Genomic DNA, 19,282 nt, shown 5'->3' with positions numbered 1-19,282 from the left:
GAGGGGATGTGGGGCGGGAGAGGGCGACTGAAGTCAGTGCCGCTGCGCCGGCCCGCGCTCGATGCCGTAGCGTTCCAGCTTGGCGCGCAGGCCCATGCGGGACAGGCCCAGCTCGTCGGCGGCCTTGCTCTTGTTCCAGCGGCAGCGGACCAGCGTTTCCATCAGGATGCCGGCCTCCACCCGCTCGATCCGCGATTTCAGCGGCCCCCCCTGGCCGATCAGGTCGAGCGGCGGCAGCGGCCCATCCTCCGGCGAGGCCGGGCGGGTATTCAGCGCCGCACCGCGCAGCACTTGGTCGGACAGCAGGTCGGCGCCCAGCGTGTCGCCTTCGCACAGCACCAGCATGCGCATGATCTCGTTCTGCAACTCGCGCACGTTGCCGGGCCAGCCGTAGGATTCCAGGCAGGCCAGCGTGTCGGGGGCGAAGCCGGCCACCGGCTTGCCGTGAGCGGCCGACAGCCGGTCGAGGATGTGGCGGGCCAACACCGGAATGTCGTCCGGCCGGTCGCGCAAGGGCGGCATCGTCAGCGTCATGGTGCTGAGCCGGTAATAGAGATCCTCGCGGAAGCGGCCGGCCTTCACCTCGGCGGTCAGGTCGCGGTGGGTGGCGGCGACGACGCGGACATCGACCCGCCGTGTCTCGTTGGACCCGACCGGCCGGATCTCGCCCTCCTGCAGGAAGCGCAGAAGCCGGACCTGGAAGGCCGGGCTGATGTCGCCGATCTCGTCCAGGAAGATGGTGCCGCCGTCGGCCTGCTCGAGCAGGCCGACGCGGTTGCTGTGGGCGCCGGTGAAGGCGCCCTTCTTGTGGCCGAACAGCTCGCTTTCCAGCAGCTCGTCCGGGATGGCGCCGCAATTCTCGCAGTAGAAGGGCTGGTCGGAGCGCGGGCTGCCGTAATGGATGGCGCGGGCCAGCAGTTCCTTGCCGGTGCCCGTCTCGCCCAGCACCAGAACCGGGACGTTGAAGCCCGAAACCCGTTCGGCCTGCCGGCAGACCTCGTCGACCGGGCTGCCCTCGGCCCGGATCAGCCCGTCGAAGCGGTAGGACTGCCGGACCCGCTCACGTCTGGTCGCCACCCGCGTCTCGGCCAGTGGCGGCAGCAGCTTCAACTCGCTTGTCAGACGGTCGTGCTCGCGCTGGAGCCGGTAGAGCCTCGCGGCGTTGCGGGCGGTCAGCAGCAGATGGTCGGGATGCCAGGGCTTGGTGATGAACTGGTGGATGCCGGCGGTGTTGATGGCGCCGATGATGTCCTCAGGGTCGATGTAGCCGGTGATGACGATGCGCACCACGTCGGGCCAGCGCTCGCGGACCTGGGTCAGGAACTCCACCCCGCTGACCTCCGGCATCCGCTGGTCGGAGAAGACGACCTGGATCCATTCGGTTTCCAGCAGGCGCAGGCCCTCTTCCGCCGACAGGGCGGTGAAGACCTCGAACTCCTCGTCCAGCAGGCGGGCGATGACTTCGACGGAGCGCGGCTCGTCATCCACCACCAGGATGCCGGGGCGGGTGGGATCGGTCATCGCGCGGGGTCCTTCGTCATCGGGCCTGCCTCTTTCGACCTCGCCTCACTCAACCTCAAGATCCTTGATCGTCATTTCGGTGCCGCCGTTGGGATGCAGCCGGCTGCCGCCGCAGTGTGGACAGGACGACAGCCGGTCGTCCAGATCCACCGTGTCGTTGCAGTCGAAACACCAACCGCGGCCCGGCACCTCCAGCACCACCAGTTCCGCCCCGTCGGCCAGCGATCCCCGCGTCACCACGTCGAAGCCGAAGCGCAGCGCCTCCACCTCCACCCCGGCGAAGCGGCCGATCTCCAACCGGACCTTGGTCACGCGGCTGAATCCATTCGTCCGACCGGCCTCCTCCATCGCCTGGAGCAGGCTTTCGCAGAGCGCCATTTCATGCATCCGCAGTGTCTCCGGTCCCCATCCCCAGCAGCGCCCGGCGCGACGGGCGCACCGGCTCGGTCTGTACCGGAGCGGGCTCGGGCGGGGGCGCAAGTTCCTCCTCGCGCCGGCGACGGATCTCGGCGGTCTGGGCGCCGTCTTCGCGGATGGAGGGATCGAAGAGGGAGACCAGAGCCGCCGAGGCCGTTTCCGTCGCCTGGAGCATCGAGGCGAACTCGAACATCGGCGAAAAGAGCGAACAGGCCTTGTAGACGCCGACGCCCTTGCGGTTGGCATGGACGAACTCATACCAGCCGGACGGAAACTCGATCAGTTCCTTCGCCCCCGGCACCAGCCCCGACCAGTCGTCACCCTCGCCCGGCAGCAGGACGAGGTTAAGGAACCAGGGGGTCACCAGGGAGCCGAGCCAACGCTCGCCATGGCGGCGGAAGCCGACGGCCTTCACCGCAAGCGCGTCGTTGACGATGGGCATGCCGCGCATCTGCGCCGTGTGGATTTCGCGGAAAACCGCTTCCAGCCGCGCGATGGCCTCGGTTGGCAGGGCAGGGCCGGTCACTGGCGCGACGGCAGCCGGCAGGGCGGCGGCTTCCGTGGCCGCCGGCTCGCCGTCCAGCGCCATGAACTGATCGCGGGCGCCGTCGCAGACCGGGCAGCGCCAATGGTCGGGCAGGGCGGCGAAGGCTGTGCCGGGCGGCACCTGCCACTGCTCGCACCCTTCCGCCGGGTCATAGACATGCCAGCAGATCTTGCATTCCATCCGCGTCGCCGCGCCGATGCGGCTGGCGTCGCCGAGATAGGAGCCCTCGAAGCGGGAAGCGACGGCGCTCATCGCACCCGCTCCAGGTCGGTTGCCAGCGCATCGAGGATTTCGGCCAGCCGTTCGGCGCTGTCGGCGATGTCCTCCACCGCGGCGCAAACCACTGCCGGCACGTCGACGATCTCCACCGTATCGAGGATCAGCGTGTCGACCGAATTGTAATAGCGCACCCACCAGACATTCGGCGTCGCCGTGGCGGTGACGCGGCAATTGCCGTACCCGCGCGACAGGATGGTGGTAGCGCCGACGCCCAAGCGCTGTTCGACGAAGGCCAGATCCTCCGGCGTGTGGGGCAGCAGACTGAAATTCACCGCATGGGGGCCGTCGCCGAGGCGCCAGGCGGCACTGCGGTCCAGAAGCTCGGTCAGGATCGGCTGGCCATTCATTAGACCGGTTGGCATCAGGCCGGTTGGCGTGGGTCCGGTCACGACCGGCGCCATAGCGGTGAAGGCGCGATTCAGCGCCACCCGCGGGAAGGCCCCGACCAGCAGGCTTTCGCGCGTCGACCCTTCGCCGAAGGCGCGCACGCGCCAGACGCCGGCGAGAGACGCCTCCTGAATCTCCAGCCGGTCGCCGGCCCGCTCCACCTTGACCGCGACCTCCCCTTCGCCCAGCGCCTCGTCGACCAGGGCCAGGATGGGAGCGTCGAGATCGTCGACCGGAATGCGGATTTCCTCGCCGGGCGACCAGTCGGCAAGCGCCCCCTGGATGCGGACGAGCACGTCGCGGGCCGCCGCGGCGCAGGCGGGATCGGCGACCTCCGGCAGGTGCGGTTCATAGACGCGCATGCCGGACGGCATCGGCAGATATTCCAGCCCTTCCTCGCTGGCGTCGGGCTGGCTGCCGGGGCCGAAGCCGACCGGCGGATGGGTCATGCCGAACAGGGAATTCATGCCGCACCGCCTTCCAAAGAGCCTTCCAGGATCTCGCCGATCCGCTGCAGATAATCGTCCCAGTCACGCACGCGCGGGATGCTGCCAAGCAGCCGGTCGCCGCGCAGGAAGACCAGCGACGGCAGGCTCATCATGCCGGCCAGGGCCAGGATCGCGCGCTCCGCCGCCTCGCCCGCCACGGCCGGAGTCAGGCGCGGGTGCAGCGCGCGGACCAGTTCCGGCAGGATGACGGCGACGTCGGCGGTCTCCGCATTGCCCTTGCCGTGGCCGGGCAGGAAGACCACCCAGTTTTTCTTCGGATCGTCCAGCCACGGCCGGTCGTCGGCATGGTCGAGGCGCAGATAGCCATGGACGTCGGTCAGCAGATCCACCAGCGGCGGTAAGGGCAGGCGCTGCTTGGCGGGAGGGGGGGCGAGGTCGGTCATGGCGTCAGGCCTCCGTCAGGCCGGCCGCGCGGGCCGCCTCCAGGTGGGGGGGAAGGGTGGGCTCGCGGCCGGTCAGGTCGGCGAAGGCGCCGTCGAGGGTTTCCCCATCCAATGCCGCGGCCATTGCCGCCAGCGCGTCGAGGATCTGGGCGGCCTCTTCCGGCTCCAGCATACGGCGCGCCGCACCGAGGAAGCCAAGCACCCAGTCGCCGGTGGCGGCCTCCGGAACCAGTGAAAGGTCGACGGCCGACCCATCCTCAACCCGGCCGACCACGCCGTCGACGCCGGTGAGGCGCAGGGGAATGCCGATGCACATGCTCTGGGCGCTCCCGGTTTCAGGCCTGGTCGGCGGACAGTGCCGCCAGGATGCGGGGATCGCCGATGCGGCACGCCTCATCGGCACTTGGGCGTCCGCCTTCATAGGCGTCGCGGGCGATGGCCGGGGCGGCTAGGTCGGCGGCGGCATCGCGGCGCGTGCCCTCCACGCCGAACCCGTCGCGCAGAAGCGTGAGGATGATCTCGATGGTCGGGGAGACCTGGGCGGCGACGGTGTCGGTCAGGCCGCCGCCGTAATCCTCCAGGCATTCCGGCTGTACGCCGACCAGGATCAGTTTTTGCGGGCAGCGGCCCAGCAGCATGGCGCTCGCCAGCACCTCCTGGAAGCCGGTCTGATGCAGGCTCATCTTCTTGGCGCCGAGGAATGCCGGTACGTCATCGCCATGGAAGACGCGGCTGGTGCCGGGCGGCAGCCCATAGTCGATGGCATCGACCACGATCAGCGCGTCCGCGCATTCCAGATGCGGCAGCAGGTACAGACCCTGGGTTCCGCCATCCATCACGGTGACGGTGTCGGGGAAGCGCCAATCGGCGGCCAGACGCTCCACCGTGCGGACACCGAATCCCTCGTCGGCCCACAGGATGTTGCCGATGCCCAGCACCAGGATTCGTGCCGTTCCGCGACCGCCTTCGTTTCCAGCCAACTCCATTTGTGCCCCGGCATCCGTCCAATGATGCGGCGTCCTGCCGCCGAACCATCGTTCGTACAAGTTCCATGCCAGGATCGGCGGCTGGGTCAGGCCATTGATTGGATTGCGTATTTCGACGCCCATCGCTCGATATAGCAGCGATTGTGGACATCAACATTACAGCATGCGTGGAAACTGGCAATCAACTTGCCAGTATGGCTGGAAGCTTGCCGGTCAGCGATGACGGGCGGTTTTGGCGGATTTCTGGATCAGTTCCCGTTCGGTCATGCGTTTCATATGCCCGGGCACATCGGTGTCCTGGCCGATCAGCGGTCCCGCCACATAGGACGCTCCGGCATCCTCGGCGATGCGCAGCATGGCCGCCGACCTGATGCCATCGACGAAGAAGATCATGCCATGGCGGTGCACATGGGTTCCAAAGCTATGGAGGCGATTGGTTGCCCGTGCATCCGGTTCCCCGGCATGAACCGTTATGCCCATGCCGCGGACGCCTGCCTGGGCGAAAGCCGCGAGATTTGGCGCTCCGTCGTCGAGCAGGACAAGGACGGCGCGCGAATATGGCTTCAGGATCGTCGTGATTTCGGAGATTCGGCTATAGGGGACACCGGTGGGAACCCCCTGTATGACGAACACGATGAAGGGTATGAGATGCGACGGGATCGAATGGCAGCGAGCGAGGTATTCCCGCCGATGCCGGCCAATCGAGAGTGTGGAAAAGCTCACCGTTAGATTCTGGATATAGCGGAAGCTGTTTTTGTACAGCTCCTCATAGATTTCTATCGACTGGCTCAGGAGTTCCATATCGGTTCTGAATCTGTAATCCTCGCTTCGCGCATCATCGGTCGACAGGGCATTCAGGATACGTTTCGTTTCCTCATCGGCGTGGCACACATAGGTGGACAGCACCTTGTGGGATGTATCGAATACCGGGCGATAGCAGATGGTCGGGTGGAAGCTGCCGCCGTCGTGCGCATCGGCGGTGGGAACCGTCCGGGCATCGCCGGCATCGGCCGCCTCGCTTTGCGGAGAAGCGGCGCCCTGCTGGGCGGCCCTCGCAATCAACTGATCGAGTTGCATCGCTTCGACGGCGATGTTGCCGTCGAGTTCGGTCACGATGCTGCGCACGGTTATCTGGCTCGTGTCGCTGTTTCCCAGCATCAGCCGATGCAGTTCCGACACGATCCTGCCGCAGATCAGTTCGGCTGCCTGCCGGTCAAGCGTCGCGAAAACCACCAGATAATTCGCGTCGTCGGCCCGCAGCCAGACATCGGATGGGGGCAGATGGCGGTCGAACAGTCGTTCGGTCTGTTCGTAGATGCGCTCCTTGACGATGTCCCAGCGCTTGCCCAACCGGTCGCGCAGGGTGCCCAGTCCGATCAGTTGGACGGCACCGGCCGAATGACGCTGTCCCCCAGCCAGAATGTGCCGCAGACGCGCCTTCGTCTGGTCCGGGATTGCGGGCGTCTCTTCAATCGATGAGGCAGGATCGGCGAATGTCTGGTCAGTCATGGCTGCACCCTCTTTTGCCGAAGCACGGGAACGGGGCCTTCGATCGATGCTGATTTTTTATTGTAAGTTTTCAAGGCTATGAAGTTGTAATAACTATAGCGTAAAGGGGCGCTTTTTATTTCTGAACGAAGTCCGCTTTATCGGTCATCAATTTAGCGTTCCAACATATGTTGAAGGGAATCCTCTAAAAATCTGAGGCAGTCGGCATAGGTGAAAACCTGTACCATCCAGGGACGCCGTCTGTGGGGCGCAGGATTCTTTCTTTTTCATGATTTCGCGGGCTTCGGCGAACAGGAAGCGCAGCGGACGACAGAGCGTCGGCACGCTGTCAACAGGGGGCGGCAAACGCCGTCCATTGTTCGAAAACTCCGAACGATGAATCCGGGAACGGGGTATTTATCCCAACCCAGACGAGGCGTAGATCCTTTGGAAGGGAATGAACCACCAGTCCGATGGAGATTGAAAATGGCCCCGATGGTCTCTCTGCTGATGTTTGTCAGTGTAATGTCCTACGCTGCCTTCATCATCTCGTAAGTAAACCCTCAATTAATATTTCTAATAACTTTTGATTTCTATGGTGTAAGCAGGTTAAAATATTCAGTGAACCGTACATACCATGCAGGGATCGAAAGATCTTACGATATGTTGAACAGAAAGAGGCGTGCGTTCTCCTTCCGCTACCGGCGCGCCTACAAGAGCCTGCTCCAGAGGTCCGGGCACTCCGTCCAAGTCGCGCGGTGAGAAGTTCCAAGTGGTCGGGGCGATGATCTGGTAACCGGCGATCTTCCCGCGTTCAATCCGCAGCCAATGCCCTAATGCCCCGCGCGCGGCCTCCGTCAGCCCAACCGCCTGCGCGCTGTCCGGCATTTCCGAAGCCGCACACCAGGGGGCCGACGGATCGATGGCACGCAACCAGCCTTCCATCGCATCGGTGGTGCGGGCCAGTTCAAGCAAACGGGCAATCACCCGGCTGCGCACCGAACCGCCATCCTGTGCCGCCAGCGTCCGGATCAACGGATGGCCGTCCACCAGTTGCCGGGCAATGGCTCCGGTCTCATAGGGCAGGCCATCCAACCGCGGCGCCTTGCACCAGCTGTAACCGGCTTCGTCCATGCCATCCGGAACGGTGGAACCGGAGAAGGGTGGATGCGGGCGGTCCTGTCCGGCCATACGGCTGAACCGGTGATGCTCCGCCACCCGATCCGGATCGAAGGGGCCGCCCAGACCGTCGGCAAAGGTGCCGCGGCGATAGAGATGTCCGCCCTCCGGGTCGGCATAGGCGCCGTGACTGAGGAACCGGCCATAGGCACGGCCGAGCGCAGCAAGTTCCAAATCGTCGGCAATCTCCAGGAACAGGCGGAAGTCGCCGGCCGGACCGGAGATGCGCCAGCGCTCCAAATCCTCCGGCCCCGCGAGGGCCAGCACCCGGTCGAGCGGCGCGCCGAACAGGCTGTCCTCCAGGAAACGGCGGAAACTGCGGACGGTGGCGAGCAACCGCACCCGGTCGCGCGCGTCGACCGCACGGGTGACGCCGCCGGGCTGAAGCGTCAGGGTATGCGGCCACTTGCCGCCCAGGATGCCCAGCACATGGAACAGCTCCGCCCGTGCCGCCGTGGCGCTACGCACCGCAATGCCCTGGGCAGCTTTGAACCGTGCCTCCGCCTTCTCGAACCATGGTCGGCCCTGGTAGGCGGGGCGGGCGAAGTCGGGCATGAAGAACAGGTGAAAATGAGTCAGATGGTCGGCGACATTCTCGGTCGCCGTCATCAGGTTGGTCGCGAGCAGCCCGTTGCGCGGCACCTCCAGCCCCATGACGCCGGCCAGCGCCAGCGCCGCCGCATGGCTCTGCGAGACGGAGCAGATGCCGCAGATCCGCGGTGCCACCACCAGCGCATCCATCGGGTCACGCCCCTCCAGAATGCGCTCGAACCCGCGGAACATCGGCGAATTTACGTATGCAGAAGAGACACTTGTGCCGGATATCTCAAGCTGGACTTCAAGATCGCCTTCCACGCGGTTGAACGGGCCGACGATCAGGCGGCGGTTTGGGGTTTCGCTCACCGGATCAGCCTTTCCGGGTGGGGCGGACGGTGGGGGCGACGACGATGCGGTCGGCGGCGGCGTTGCGGCGCACCCGCTCCGGCGTCGCCGCCTTCGCAAGGGAGGCCAGCGCGACGAACCACGCCTTCGGCATGTCGGTGGGCAGACCGATGGGGATGCCGGCAAATTTCGGCGTCTGCTGGAACGGATGACCGGGCTCTTCGAATCCCGGTGCCGTGCAGTTGATGCAGGCATAGCCGCCACGGGTGCAGGAGCCTTCGCCATTCCACAGGCGGGTGTTGCAGTCGGCATGCGCCTGGGTGCCGAGGCAGCCCATATGTTCCATCAGGCAACCGAGATCGGATGGCTTTTCCGCACTGGCCTTGTATTCGTAATACTCGTTGCGCGGACAGCCATGGTGGACCAGATGGTCGGCATAGAAGCGCGGGCGCTGGTAAAGGTCGAGGTCGGAGGCGGTGAGCGCGTTCTCGGCCAGCAGCATCAGCGTTTCGGTCACCCAGTTCGGATGGGTCGGGCATCCCGCGACATTGACCACCGGCAAGCCACCCCGGGCCCGGAACTCCGCGCCCAAGGCACCGCCGCGCTGCGTGCCCTCATAGTGCAGGCCACAGGCATCGGCGATGTTCTCGCCGCCCGCGGTGATGCCGCCGAAGGCCGCGCAGGTGCCGATGGCGACCACGGTGCCGGCGACGGCCGCCAGATCCCGCGCCCAATCGATGGTCGGTCGCCCGGTCCCCGCCAGAACATGGAAGCGCCCGGTGCCGTTCGGTCCGCGCAGCAGCGATCCCTCGACGCACAGCACGTCCAGCGGCTCTGCCCCCGACAGGATGCGTTCGAACAGCCCGACCGCCTCCGCTCCAGTCTCTTCCGACAGGCTGGGGTGCCAGAGCAACCGGATGCCAGCGGTCTCCAGCAGCATCAGCAGATCCGGGGATTCGGCGCAGAGCAGCGACATGGTGCAGCCGCCGCAGCCGCCCGATTGGAGCCACAGCACCGACAGTGGGCGCTCTCTCATCGTCCGGCTCCTTCACGCTGACCGGCGGCCGGCAGGGTCAGGGTGAACTGAGCCCCGCCTTCCGGATGGTTGGCGGCGGACAGCGCGCCGCCATGGTCGTGCACCAGCTGGTAGCTGATCGACAGGCCAAGCCCGGTGCCCTTGCCAACAGGCTTGGTTGTGAAGAAGGGATCGAAGATGCGGGCCAGGATCGCCTCGGGAATGCCGTGGCCGGTGTCGCGGATGGTGACGATAACCCTCCCGGCCTCCTCCCGCCCATGCAGTTCCAGCCGCTTGACCGCTGCACCGGCCATGGCGTCGATGGCGTTCTGGACCAGATTCATCGCGACCTGATGCAGATGACCGGGATGGCCGGCGATGTCCAGCGTGTCGGGCAGGTCGAAAACGACGGTCAGGTCGGGCATCTGCGCCTTGGCGACCCAGGTGACCGCGGAACGCAAAAGTCCCGTCAGATCAAAGCGTTCCGAGGCGTGCTTCTGTTCCGACGAGAAGCGGCGAAGTTCCGCCACGATGTCGCGCACCCGCTCCGTCCCCTCCAGCATGCCGTCCAGCGTCGCCGCGGCATCGGCACGGGCGCGGTCGATGCGCAGGTCCTTGCGCAGGCCCGCCAGTTCTGCCGCCGCGGCGCCGTCATGCACGCGGTCGAGATAGGCGGTCATCCGGTCGACATAGCGGCGCATGGCATGGGCGTTGCCGTAGACGAAGGAGATCGGGTTGTTCAGCTCATGCGCCACCCCCGCCACCAGCCGGCCGAGCGAGGCCATCTTTTCCGAATGGACAAGCTGCTGCTGGGTCTGCTTCAGCCCTTCATGGGCAGCGGCAAGGTCGCGGTAGGCGCGGCGCAATTCCCCGATGGGGCGGCCGACCAGAACCAGCCCGATGGCATGGCCGCGCTGGTCGTAGCGAACCGTGCTGTTGACCGCGACCGGGAAGGGGCCGGTGGGGCCGCGCAGAGACAGCTCGACATCGCTGACCTCCTCGCGCTGCAGGGCGGCGCTGCACAGCCGGGCGAAGGCAGGATGAAAAGCCGGGTCGAGGAAATCGCGCAGCGGCCGCCCCGTCAGGTCGCGCCCGGCACAACCGAGCGCCCGTTCGGCCGCCGGGTTGGTCTGCTCGATCCGGCCATCGCGGTCACAGGCGATCAGGACGTCGGTCATGGAACCCAGGACGCTGGCGATGAAGGCCTGCGCCTCCTCAAGCTCCGCATTCTTGCGCTCCAGCTCCACCTGTTGTGTTACCAGATTGGCGTAGGTCTCGTCCATCTTCCGGATCACGTCGATCCAGGCGCTCTCGGCGTCGGCATCGGACGGGATGCCGGGGATGGAGAAGGGCTGCGACAGGGGGGCGGTCATGGCGGCAAGACTAGCATGCCGGATAGCCCGCGGTGTGGACGATTTCAGGCGGAACGGGTCCGCCGGATCGCATCAGGCCGACCAGACCGACCACAGGCCGGCAAGCCCGCTCAGCACCAGCACATAGAGCGCGAAGTCGAACAGCGGCGCGTGCCACACCCAGCCATAGGCGCCGATGGCGCGCAGCCCCCGCCGCAAAAGCGCCGACACCGCCCAGGCAACCACGGCCATGATCAGCAGCGGCGGCAGGAACAGGCCGTAGACATCGATTTCGCCGATCATGCGCGTGCCCTTTCCTGATGCATCGTCTGAGGGATCTCCTCGTTGGCCAGAGGCGGCGGTTCCAGGGCCGCGCCCGGGAACAGGCTGCGCCGCAGCGAGGCGAGCGCCACCACGGCCCGGTCACGCTCGGGGCAGGGCTGGGCGGTGCCGATGGCGGACAGAAGCTCGTCCATGCTGCCCAGCAGCTCGGCCGGCGCCGGGTCCGGCCGTTTGGCCGACAAGGCGCGGAAATGAACAGAGACGCCACGCAGAAGCCGGTCCAGCGCCGCTCCGCCTGCACGGCCCAGCACCGGGCGCGCCCGCTGAAGCTCGACGATGTTCAACCCGACCCGCAGGTCGCGCACCGCATCGATGGCGTCCACATCCACCGAGCCGCCGGCCTGCGCCAGCCGGGCGGACAGCAGGCCGACGCGGTCCAGCATGCGGCTTTCGAAGCCGTCATTGGCCGGTACCCCACGTGTGCGGGCCATATCGGCGATCTCGCGCCAGCCGATGTGCAGCAGGCGCCGGGCGCTCCACGCCGCACCGACCGACCGGCACATGCGGGTGACCAGCATGGCGCCGACGATGCCGACGATCTGTCCGATGCTGCTGTTCAGGAAGGAGGCGAAATCGCCGTTGCCGGTGTCGAGCAGGCTGAGCGAGCCGCCGACGCCGAAGATCAGCGCCATCGCCTTGCCCATCGTCGCCGGGCGCGCAACGAAGACGCCCAGCGTCACCAGCGTCGGCGCCAGACAGAGCGCCAGCATCGGGAAGCTGTCGAAGGATGGCAGGACCACCAGCAGATAGAAGGCGGACAGCGGCAGCGAGGCCATCGTGTAGACCAGGAACAGGCGGATGCCCGGCACCGGATCGTCGAAGGACGCAAAGAAGCAGGTGAAGACCGCGACCATCATCGCCGCCGCCGATCCGGACGACCAGCCGGTCAGGATCCAGAAGGCGCAGACGCTGGTGATGCCCAGCAGGGCCGCTGCCGCCGACCATGCCGCCATCCCGTGATCCAGATGGAAGACGCCGTGCGAGCGCTTGCGGGCCAGCGGGTCGAGATGGTCGGGCAGGGCTTGCTCGCCCGTGGCCAGGTGTGCCCGCAGGTCCCGGCAATCGCGGTGGATTTCCACAAGCGACCGCAGGCGGCGGATGAAGCTGAAGCGGGTCGCGGCCTCCCAGCCGTCCGTCGCCTGCGAGGACTCCGCCGCTTCCAGCCGGTCGAGCCGGTCGATCAGCCGGACGGCGTCCGCCGGATTGGCGGCGGCACCGGCGGCGATCCAATCGCGGACCGCGGCCACCATCGGCGCGAGATCCGGCGGCATCGCGCCATCCGGGCGGCGCAACGCGCCCAGCCGGTCATGCACGGCAGTCAACACCGGCAGCAGATAGACCATGCGGTCCTGCAAGGCCCGCATCGGCCGGGTCATCCAGCGCAGGTCGGAGGTGTCGTAGGGCAGGTGGGTGGTCATCACCCGCAGTTCGGTCAGATCGGTCGCCATCTTGTGGCGGTCGCGCAGCCGTGCGTCGGTGGCGACCTGCTCCAGCGCGTCGAGCGTCCAGCGTTCCGCATCGCGCAGCGAGGCATCGAGCTTGCCGAGCAGGACCGGCCCCATGCCGCGCGGCAGGATGACGCTGTGGATGACGGTGGCGCAGACGATGCCGAGGATGATCTCCTCGACCCGGGCCAGCCCGGTGTCGAAGATCGCCTCCGGATTGGCGACGCCGGGGAAGACGATCAGGCCGGCGGTGTAGCCGGCCAGCATGAAGGCATAGCTGCGCGGCGTGCGGTCCAGCAGCGAGATGAACAGGCAGCCGCCGACCCACAGCCCGACCGCCAGCGACAGCAGTTCCGGCGCGTTGACCAGCTCGACCGTCAGGACGATGGCGGCAATGCAGCCGACGACCGTGCCGGCGACGCGGTAGACCGCCTTCGATCGCACGGTTCCAGACAGCGGGCTCGACACCACATAGGCGGTCAGCATCGCCCAGAAAGGCCGCGGCAAGCCCATGCCGAAGGCGATGTAGAGCGCCAGCATGGAGGCGGCGAAGGACTTCAGCGAGAAGACCAGCTCGTCGAGGGAAGGGGCCCAGGAGGATGCTTTTGGCATGGCGGTGCGCTCACTGCCCGGCTGGCAACTGTGCGACCTTCGCCGAGCCGTCCGGAGAGCCGATCACCGACACGGTCGCGGTGCGGCCGGCGACCAGTTGCAGACCGTCCGGCACCTCGTCCAATGCGATGCGCACGGGGATGCGCTGGGCCAGCCGGACCCAGTTGAAGGTCGGGTTGACGTTGGCGACCAGTCCCGTGCCCTCCGCCCGGTCGCGGTCGACGATGGCGCGTGTGATGCTGTCGACCCGGCCGCGCAGATCGGCGCCCGCCCCCATGATGCGGACGGAAACCGGAGCGCCGACATGGATGCGCGGCAGCTTGGTCTCTTCGAAATAGCCCATGACATAGAAGGAATGGCTGTCGATCAGCGCCACTACCGCCTGACCGGCGGCGACATAGTTGCCGGTTTTCATCTGGAGGTTGGTGACATAGCCGTCGACCGTCGCCTTGACCTCCGTCCGCTCCAGGTTGAAGCGGGCGAGATCGAGCGCCGCTTCGGTTTGCTTGGCTGCGGCGGCGGCCTTGGACATGGCCGACGCCACCTCCTGCTTCTGGGCGGTGGAGACGACATTGGTGCCCAGCTGCTCGTACCGGCGGGCTTCGGCGGTGCGGTAGGCCAGTTCCGCCTTGGCGCTGTCGAGGTTGGCCTGAGCCTGTTCCACCGCCAGCCTGTAGCGGCCGGGATCGACGACGAACAGCAGGTCGCCCTTGTGGACCAGCTGGTTGTCGGTCACGCGCACGTCGGTCACCAGACCGGCGACGTCGGGCGATACCTGGACGATGTCGGCACGGACGCGGCCGTCACGGGTCCAGGGCTCGTTCATGTAATAATCCCACAGCCACAGCCCGCCGCCGGCCGCCGCCACGGTCACCAACAGGGTCACGGCGATCCGGACCACCGTCCGGAAGGAAGGAAAGAGTGTCACGGTCTTGGTTCCTCAATCACCGCACCGATGCGACCGGAGGTCGCCGCAGCCGGCACCGGCCATGGCGCGCATCCCCGGAGAACACGGCACGATCAGGTCTGTTCACGCTTGGCGTTGGCTTCGATGATGGAAAGCACGCGATAGCAGGCCTCGACATCGGCCTCCGCCGCTTCCGCCATCAGGCGCTGGCGGACGTCGTTCAGCGCTTCGTTCACCTGCACAAGCAGGTGCCGGCCGGCATCGGTCATGTGCAGGGTTTTCGCCCGGCGGTCGCAGGGATCCTCGCGCCGCTCCAGCAACCCAGCGCTTTCCAGTCCGTCGAGCACACGGACGAGAGACGGGCCTTCGACGCCCATCTCCTCCGCCAGCTCGCGTTGGCGCAACCCATCGCCAAGTTCGGCCAGCAGCATCAGCGGCGTGATGGCCGATGCGGAAAAACCACTGTCCGCCAGCACCTTGTTCGCCGCCCGCCGCCACAGATGGGAGGCGCGGAACAGGTGAAGGCCGAAATTCGGGGGAAGGCGCAGAGCCTTATCTTGTAGCATTCCTATTTAATAGTTTTGCTATCTAAATCCGGCAAGAGGCAGGTGTGGTCCCGAGGCCCCGTTCGCCGCATGGCTGGATTGACGCAATGCAAAAACACGACGGCCCCGCCGGTCGCCTGCGTGGCGACCGGCGGGGCCGGGAGATGGTTCCCCTCCGGGCGTACCGGTTGGGGAAGCGATGTTCAGGCGGTCTCGACCGCCCGGGTGCGGACGCCGAGCAGAATGGTCAGGACGGCGATCAGCAGCACCGCTCCGGCCATGGTGAACACCCCGGTCACGCCGCTGACTCCGAAGATGGCTCCTCCCGCCGCGGCTCCCGTGGCGATGGCGAGTTGCACCGCGGCGACGATCAGGCCGCCTGCGCTCTCCGCCTCGTCGGGCACTGCACGGGTGATCCATGTCGACCATGCCACCGGAACCGCTCCGAAGGCGAGCCCCCACAGCGTCACCAGCACCGTGTCGATGGTTGGCGAGCCGCCCATGCTTGCCAGCCCCAGGCCGAGCAGCGCCATCAACAGGGGCATGGCAACCAGCGTCAGGCGCATGTTGCGCTCCAGAAGCATGCCGCCGAGTGCGGTTCCGACGAAGTTGGCGAGTCCGAATCCCAGGAGTATGCCGGAAACGCCGTCGAGCCCGACGCTGGTCACCGTTTCGAGGAACGGCCTGATGTAGGTGAAGAAGGCGAAATGCCCGGTAAAGACCAGGACCACGGCCAGCATGCCGATGCCGATGCCTGGCCGCGTCAGCACATCGAGCAGAGTGCGCAACCGCGCATCCCCGCTCGGTGCCATGCGCGGAAGCGTCGCCGCCTGTGCCGCCAGGGCAAGGAGGCCGAGGACGGCGCCGAGCAGGAAGACGGGCCGCCAGCCGATCAACCCGCCGACATAGCTGCCGAGCGGAGCCGCGAACACCGTAGCCGCCGACACGCCGCTGAAGATGATCGACAGGGCGCGGGGCACCAGATCGGGCGGAACGAGCCGCATCGCCGTCGCCGCGGCCATGGTCCAGAAACCGCCGATCGCTATGCCCAGCAGCACGCGCCCGACCAGGAGGACCGGCAGATTCGGCGCGAAGGCGACTGCGAGATTGGAGGCGATCAGCAACACGGAAAATGCCAGCAGCACGACCCGCCGGTCGACCCTACGGGTCGCCGTGGCGATCAGCAGGCTGGTCACCAGCGCAACGGCTGCGGTTGCCGTCACCGCCTGTCCCGCCAGCCCTTCCGAAACGCCGAGGTCGGCCGCCATCGGCGTCAACAGGCTGGCGGGCAGGAACTCCGCTCCGACCAGCCCGAACACACCCATGGACATCGAGAAGACCGCGCCCCAGGCCGGCTTCGTCACATCGCTCATGTCTCTTTCCCTCGTTCGAAGGTGTTTTTGCTGCATTGCAGGCTAAACTTGAAGAGCCGGACGATCCATGCCATACCGTCCGAAGTTTTTGATCGAAAGTCTGGACATGCCCATATCCGTCCCCAGACAATCCTCAGCACCTCCGTCGCGTGATGCTGTCAGCGAGCTGTTGCTCGGCATGCGGCTTTACGGGGTCAAGTACCGTCGGTTGCAGTTCGCTCCGCCATTCGGTCTTCGTTTCGGCGGGGACGAGGGCAGGGCGCAGTTCCATTTCATTGCCTGTGGAACCGCCGTGCTGCGTGGCAGAACGGGACTGTTGCATGAATTGCATGCCGGCGACGCGGTTCTGCTGCCGCGGGGCGGTGTCCACGATCTGGTCTCCGATGCCGACGGGCAGGGGCTGGATCTGGGCAGCTTCGACGAAGCGGCGCTGTGTGAAACGGTCGGCAGCATCAAGTCCTGCCCGGCGGACACCTGCCGCAGCAAGGACACGGTGATCTTCAGCGGCTGCATGGAATTCGACCTCGGTGCCATGCACCCGCTGATCGGCCTCATGCCGGAAATGATGCTGGTCGGCACCCTGCTCGACCGCTATCCGGAAATCCTTCCGATGCTGGAGGCGATGGAACGGGAGGCGCGGACCGAGCGCGCCGGTTTCGCCGGGATCCTGGCGCGGCTGGCCGACGTCGTATCGGCCTTCATCGTGCGCGGCTGGGTGGAATGCGGCTGCGGCGACGCCCGCGGCTGGGTGGAGGCCTTGCGCGATCCCAGGCTGGGGCGTGTCATCGCCGCGCTTCACCGCGATCCCGGCCGCGATTGGACGGTCGCCCAGCTGGCCGCCGAAATGGGCAGCTCGCGGTCCGTCTTCGCCGAACGCTTTCTGGCGGTGACTGGCATGACGCCGCTCCAGTATGTCACCGAACTGCGGATGCGGCTCGCAGCGCAATGGATCGGGCGCGAGAACATGCCGATAGAGACCGCGGCCTACCGCTTGGGCTACGGCTCGCAGGCCGCCTTCAGCCGTGCCTTCAAACGGGTGACGGGACAACCGCCGGGGGCAGCCCGCAACAGATCGCCCGGTCCATCGATATGATTTCCATAATGTGCATTATGTGCGTTTTGTCTGTAGGCGCAATGTAGGCGCAATGTCAAACTGTCAGTCCCTCGCAACGAACGGATGTCAATGATCGGCCAAAATCCCGACAGCATGGCCGGGTTGCATCAAGCCTAAGCAGATTTAACAAGAAGAACTGGCATTTTCGAAATGCTGAAGGCATACGGTCTCTCCAACCGGCTCTATGAAGGGTCCGGAGCGTCCCTTCGGACAGTGGACGCTTTGGTGCAACTGTAACTCCAATCTTTTTGCTCAATCGCTTACCTGTGGTGTTTTGAACCTCGACCATCGAAATACTCCCGCCGTTCTGGAAATGACATGTTCATTGGGTCTGTAAGAAAATCCATAATGAATATCTGGGGCGGTATGGGTCTGCGTGTCCGACTCGAGATTTTCATCGTAACCGCATTCTTGCCATTGATTGGTCTTGTTCTGTCGCTCTACCTGCAGCAGTGGAACACCGACATCGAGCATGCCCGTCAACGTGTTCTGATGCTTGCCGAGCAAGGCGCATCCCAGCAGGCCGATGCCATCGCGCGGGTTCGCGAGACCTTGCAGACGCTGGCATTGATCCCCGAGGTCCGGGGGGACGGGTCCGAGGATTGCGGCCCGCCCCTGCGCAGGGCCATGGCGTTCCAGCCCTGGAGCACCGGCTTTGCAGTCGCCGCCCCTGACGGCCGGATTCTCTGCCGGACGGGACTTGGCAGCAGCCCGGTGACGACAGTGGCCGATCAGGATTACTTCATGCTGGCGCTGGCCACGAAGTCCTTCAGCACCAGCAATTTCCGCATCGGACGCGGATCCGGCAAACCCCTTCTCGCCGCCGCCCTGCCCCTGCTCGATGAGGATGGAACCGTCAGGGCGGTTCTGCTGACGGGACTGGATCTGAAATGGCTCGGCGACCTGACGAGAGAGGCCGCGGAGGCTCCCGGCACCACGGTGACCCTGTTCGACGCCCAAGGAACCATCCTGGCGCGGGAACCGGGGCCGAGCGCCCTGATCGGCCGGCCCATGGCCGACCATCCGGTCACCCGCGCGATCTTCAAGGCCGACAGCGGGATCATCGAACGTCCCGGTTTCGAGGACCACCCGCGGATCATCGGCTTTGCGAAGCTGGCGGACACCGGCGGGCGGATCGCTGTCGGGGTGCCACGCGATCTCGTCCTCGACGAGGTGAACGGCAAGATCATGTGGGGCATCGCGATCCTGGCCGGCGTCGTCGCGACGATCGTTGCCGGCGTCTGGTTCCTGCTCGATGTCCTTGTCCTGCGCGGGCTGCGCGATCTCCAGCGCTCCGCCACCGACCTGTCGGCAGGGCGGATCGATTCCGTCTCGAAGAGCGCCGCAGCCGGATTCCAGACACGGGAGATGGGCAACGCCGCGCAGGCGATCCACGACATGGGCGCCACCCTGCACGGCTTCGCCTACAAGGATCAACTCACCGCCCTGGGGAATCGCCGGTACCTCGAAGCCAGGGTTCGGGAATTGGCCGACCTGCCGCCCGGCAGGCGCCCGGCGGTTGCGGCACTCTGCATCGACCTGGACGGCTTCAAGCCGGTGAACGACCGCCACGGGCACCATGTCGGCGATGCCGTGCTGGCGGAGGTCGGGCGCCGGCTGCTCAACTGCGTGCGTGACGGCGACGAGGTCATCCGGCTCGGTGGCGACGAGTTTCTGGTCTGTCTGGCGCTTGCGCAGGCCGACTGGCTGACGCCACAGGAGGTCGCGGCCCGCATCATCGCCTCGCTGTCGGCTCCGATAAGGCTGGAGCAGGCGGAAATCGGCATCGGGTGCAGCATCGGGATGGCGCTGTGGCCGGTCGACGACACGGATTTCGATACGGTCCTGCGCTATGCCGACCAGGCATTGTATGCCGCCAAGCGCAATGGACGCGGGCAGATCGGCCTACATGGGCGTCCGGCTAAGGCGTCGGTCGATGCGGTCGGCGGCGGCTCCGCCTAGGTTGCCAGTCTACAACGGCGTCCACCCTCGCCGCTTC

General features: G+C 66.3%; 18 protein-coding genes. 2 read left to right on the top strand and 16 right to left on the bottom strand.

Annotated features, from left to right (window positions below; all coding sequences use genetic code 11):
* Nucleotides 1-33 precede the first annotated feature (33 nt).
* The 16 genes from GBZ48_RS01265 to GBZ48_RS01190 form a co-directional block, all read right to left on the bottom strand.
* Nucleotides 34-1,521, bottom strand: coding sequence for a sigma-54-dependent transcriptional regulator (locus GBZ48_RS01265; RefSeq protein ID WP_174469317.1), 1,488 nt, complete (start codon nt 1,519-1,521; stop codon nt 34-36).
* Nucleotides 1,522-1,566: 45 nt separating this feature from the next.
* Nucleotides 1,567-1,899 carry a hydrogenase maturation nickel metallochaperone HypA gene (hypA, locus tag GBZ48_RS01260; protein ID WP_425485966.1) on the bottom strand — a complete coding sequence of 111 codons (333 nt, stop codon included), beginning with the start codon at nt 1,897-1,899 and terminating at the stop codon, nt 1,567-1,569.
* Nucleotide 1,900: 1 nt separating this feature from the next.
* Entirely contained in the window at nt 1,901-2,737 is an 837-nt protein-coding gene (locus GBZ48_RS01255; protein WP_174469315.1) for a [NiFe]-hydrogenase assembly chaperone HybE, read from the bottom strand.
* The gene (locus GBZ48_RS01250; protein WP_174469314.1) at nt 2,734-3,618 is read right to left on the bottom strand and encodes a hydrogenase expression/formation protein; all 885 of its coding nucleotides are present in this window, start codon (nt 3,616-3,618) and stop codon (nt 2,734-2,736) included. The genes GBZ48_RS01255 and GBZ48_RS01250 overlap by 4 nt, the downstream gene beginning before the upstream one ends.
* Nucleotides 3,615-4,043, bottom strand: a complete 429-nt coding sequence (locus GBZ48_RS01245; RefSeq protein WP_174469313.1) for a thioredoxin domain-containing protein — start codon at nt 4,041-4,043, stop codon at nt 3,615-3,617. Before GBZ48_RS01245 ends, GBZ48_RS01250 begins: the two co-directional genes overlap by 4 nt.
* A gap of 4 nt (nt 4,044-4,047) precedes the next feature.
* A complete protein-coding gene (locus tag GBZ48_RS01240) occupies nt 4,048-4,359 on the bottom strand; it encodes a HypC/HybG/HupF family hydrogenase formation chaperone (protein ID WP_174469312.1) in 312 nt (103 codons plus the stop codon).
* Nucleotides 4,360-4,378: 19 nt separating this feature from the next.
* The gene (locus GBZ48_RS01235; protein WP_174469311.1) at nt 4,379-5,029 is read right to left on the bottom strand and encodes a HyaD/HybD family hydrogenase maturation endopeptidase; all 651 of its coding nucleotides are present in this window, start codon (nt 5,027-5,029) and stop codon (nt 4,379-4,381) included.
* Between the two features lie 213 nt (nt 5,030-5,242).
* Complete coding sequence (locus tag GBZ48_RS01230) at nt 5,243-6,538, bottom strand: hypothetical protein (RefSeq protein ID WP_246306913.1); 1,296 nt, start codon at nt 6,536-6,538, stop codon at nt 5,243-5,245.
* Between the two features lie 597 nt (nt 6,539-7,135).
* Entirely contained in the window at nt 7,136-8,479 is a 1,344-nt protein-coding gene (locus tag GBZ48_RS01225; protein ID WP_246306912.1) for a nickel-dependent hydrogenase large subunit, read from the bottom strand.
* 124 nt (nt 8,480-8,603) lie between these two features.
* On the bottom strand, nt 8,604-9,614 hold the full coding sequence (locus GBZ48_RS01220; protein ID WP_174469309.1) for an NADH-quinone oxidoreductase subunit B family protein: 1,011 nt from the start codon (nt 9,612-9,614) through the stop codon (nt 8,604-8,606).
* Nucleotides 9,611-10,966 carry a sensor histidine kinase gene (locus GBZ48_RS01215; RefSeq protein WP_174469308.1) on the bottom strand — a complete coding sequence of 452 codons (1,356 nt, stop codon included), beginning with the start codon at nt 10,964-10,966 and terminating at the stop codon, nt 9,611-9,613. Before GBZ48_RS01215 ends, GBZ48_RS01220 begins: the two co-directional genes overlap by 4 nt.
* A gap of 72 nt (nt 10,967-11,038) precedes the next feature.
* Nucleotides 11,039-11,248: a DUF1656 domain-containing protein gene (locus tag GBZ48_RS01210; protein WP_098738583.1), complete on the bottom strand. Its 210-nt coding sequence runs from the start codon at nt 11,246-11,248 to the stop codon at nt 11,039-11,041.
* Nucleotides 11,245-13,344, bottom strand: coding sequence for an FUSC family protein (locus GBZ48_RS01205; RefSeq protein ID WP_174469307.1), 2,100 nt, complete (start codon nt 13,342-13,344; stop codon nt 11,245-11,247). Before GBZ48_RS01205 ends, GBZ48_RS01210 begins: the two co-directional genes overlap by 4 nt.
* Before the next feature lie 10 nt (nt 13,345-13,354).
* Nucleotides 13,355-14,272: an efflux RND transporter periplasmic adaptor subunit gene (locus GBZ48_RS01200; RefSeq protein ID WP_174469306.1), complete on the bottom strand. Its 918-nt coding sequence runs from the start codon at nt 14,270-14,272 to the stop codon at nt 13,355-13,357.
* A 92-nt stretch (nt 14,273-14,364) separates the two neighbouring features.
* Nucleotides 14,365-14,817 (bottom strand): MarR family winged helix-turn-helix transcriptional regulator, encoded by a 453-nt coding sequence (locus GBZ48_RS01195; RefSeq protein ID WP_174469305.1) that lies wholly within the window; start codon nt 14,815-14,817, stop codon nt 14,365-14,367.
* A 182-nt stretch (nt 14,818-14,999) separates the two neighbouring features.
* Nucleotides 15,000-16,169 carry an MFS transporter gene (locus tag GBZ48_RS01190; RefSeq protein ID WP_174469304.1) on the bottom strand — a complete coding sequence of 390 codons (1,170 nt, stop codon included), beginning with the start codon at nt 16,167-16,169 and terminating at the stop codon, nt 15,000-15,002.
* A gap of 67 nt (nt 16,170-16,236) precedes the next feature.
* Here GBZ48_RS01190 and GBZ48_RS01185 point away from each other — a divergent pair, with 67 nt between their 5' ends.
* Both GBZ48_RS01185 and GBZ48_RS01180 read left to right on the top strand, forming a co-directional pair.
* Nucleotides 16,237-17,262 carry an AraC family transcriptional regulator gene (locus GBZ48_RS01185; RefSeq protein WP_174469303.1) on the top strand — a complete coding sequence of 342 codons (1,026 nt, stop codon included), beginning with the start codon at nt 16,237-16,239 and terminating at the stop codon, nt 17,260-17,262.
* Between the two features lie 438 nt (nt 17,263-17,700).
* Nucleotides 17,701-19,245, top strand: coding sequence for a sensor domain-containing diguanylate cyclase (locus GBZ48_RS01180; RefSeq protein ID WP_246306911.1), 1,545 nt, complete (start codon nt 17,701-17,703; stop codon nt 19,243-19,245).
* Nucleotides 19,246-19,282 lie beyond the last annotated feature (37 nt).

It is taken from the genome of Azospirillum melinis, assembly GCF_013340935.1.
Lineage (GTDB): Bacteria > Pseudomonadota > Alphaproteobacteria > Azospirillales > Azospirillaceae > Azospirillum > Azospirillum melinis.
The sequence above is the reverse complement of the archived record's forward strand: the minus strand, read 5'-3'. Positions and strand labels throughout refer to the sequence as shown.

What these genes read in the sequence shown, in the direction of transcription:
- GBZ48_RS01225 (WP_246306912.1), bottom strand. Translation starts at nt 8,479, where the DNA reads ATGTTCCGCGGGTTCGAGCGCATTCTGGAGGGGCGTGACCCGATGGAT.
- GBZ48_RS01195 (WP_174469305.1), bottom strand. Translation starts at nt 14,817, where the DNA reads ATGCTACAAGATAAGGCTCTGCGCCTTCCCCCGAATTTCGGCCTTCAC.
- GBZ48_RS01210 (WP_098738583.1), bottom strand. Translation starts at nt 11,248, where the DNA reads ATGATCGGCGAAATCGATGTCTACGGCCTGTTCCTGCCGCCGCTGCTG.
- GBZ48_RS01190 (WP_174469304.1), bottom strand. Translation starts at nt 16,169, where the DNA reads ATGAGCGATGTGACGAAGCCGGCCTGGGGCGCGGTCTTCTCGATGTCC.
- GBZ48_RS01185 (WP_174469303.1), top strand. Translation starts at nt 16,237, where the DNA reads ATGCCATACCGTCCGAAGTTTTTGATCGAAAGTCTGGACATGCCCATA.
- GBZ48_RS01235 (WP_174469311.1), bottom strand. Translation starts at nt 5,029, where the DNA reads ATGGAGTTGGCTGGAAACGAAGGCGGTCGCGGAACGGCACGAATCCTG.
- GBZ48_RS01250 (WP_174469314.1), bottom strand. Translation starts at nt 3,618, where the DNA reads ATGAATTCCCTGTTCGGCATGACCCATCCGCCGGTCGGCTTCGGCCCC.
- GBZ48_RS01215 (WP_174469308.1), bottom strand. Translation starts at nt 10,966, where the DNA reads ATGACCGCCCCCCTGTCGCAGCCCTTCTCCATCCCCGGCATCCCGTCC.
- GBZ48_RS01245 (WP_174469313.1), bottom strand. Translation starts at nt 4,043, where the DNA reads ATGACCGACCTCGCCCCCCCTCCCGCCAAGCAGCGCCTGCCCTTACCG.
- GBZ48_RS01265 (WP_174469317.1), bottom strand. Translation starts at nt 1,521, where the DNA reads ATGACCGATCCCACCCGCCCCGGCATCCTGGTGGTGGATGACGAGCCG.
- GBZ48_RS01255 (WP_174469315.1), bottom strand. Translation starts at nt 2,737, where the DNA reads ATGAGCGCCGTCGCTTCCCGCTTCGAGGGCTCCTATCTCGGCGACGCC.
- GBZ48_RS01230 (WP_246306913.1), bottom strand. Translation starts at nt 6,538, where the DNA reads ATGACTGACCAGACATTCGCCGATCCTGCCTCATCGATTGAAGAGACG.
- GBZ48_RS01220 (WP_174469309.1), bottom strand. Translation starts at nt 9,614, where the DNA reads ATGAGAGAGCGCCCACTGTCGGTGCTGTGGCTCCAATCGGGCGGCTGC.
- hypA (WP_425485966.1), bottom strand. Translation starts at nt 1,899, where the DNA reads ATGGCGCTCTGCGAAAGCCTGCTCCAGGCGATGGAGGAGGCCGGTCGG.
- GBZ48_RS01205 (WP_174469307.1), bottom strand. Translation starts at nt 13,344, where the DNA reads ATGCCAAAAGCATCCTCCTGGGCCCCTTCCCTCGACGAGCTGGTCTTC.
- GBZ48_RS01240 (WP_174469312.1), bottom strand. Translation starts at nt 4,359, where the DNA reads ATGTGCATCGGCATTCCCCTGCGCCTCACCGGCGTCGACGGCGTGGTC.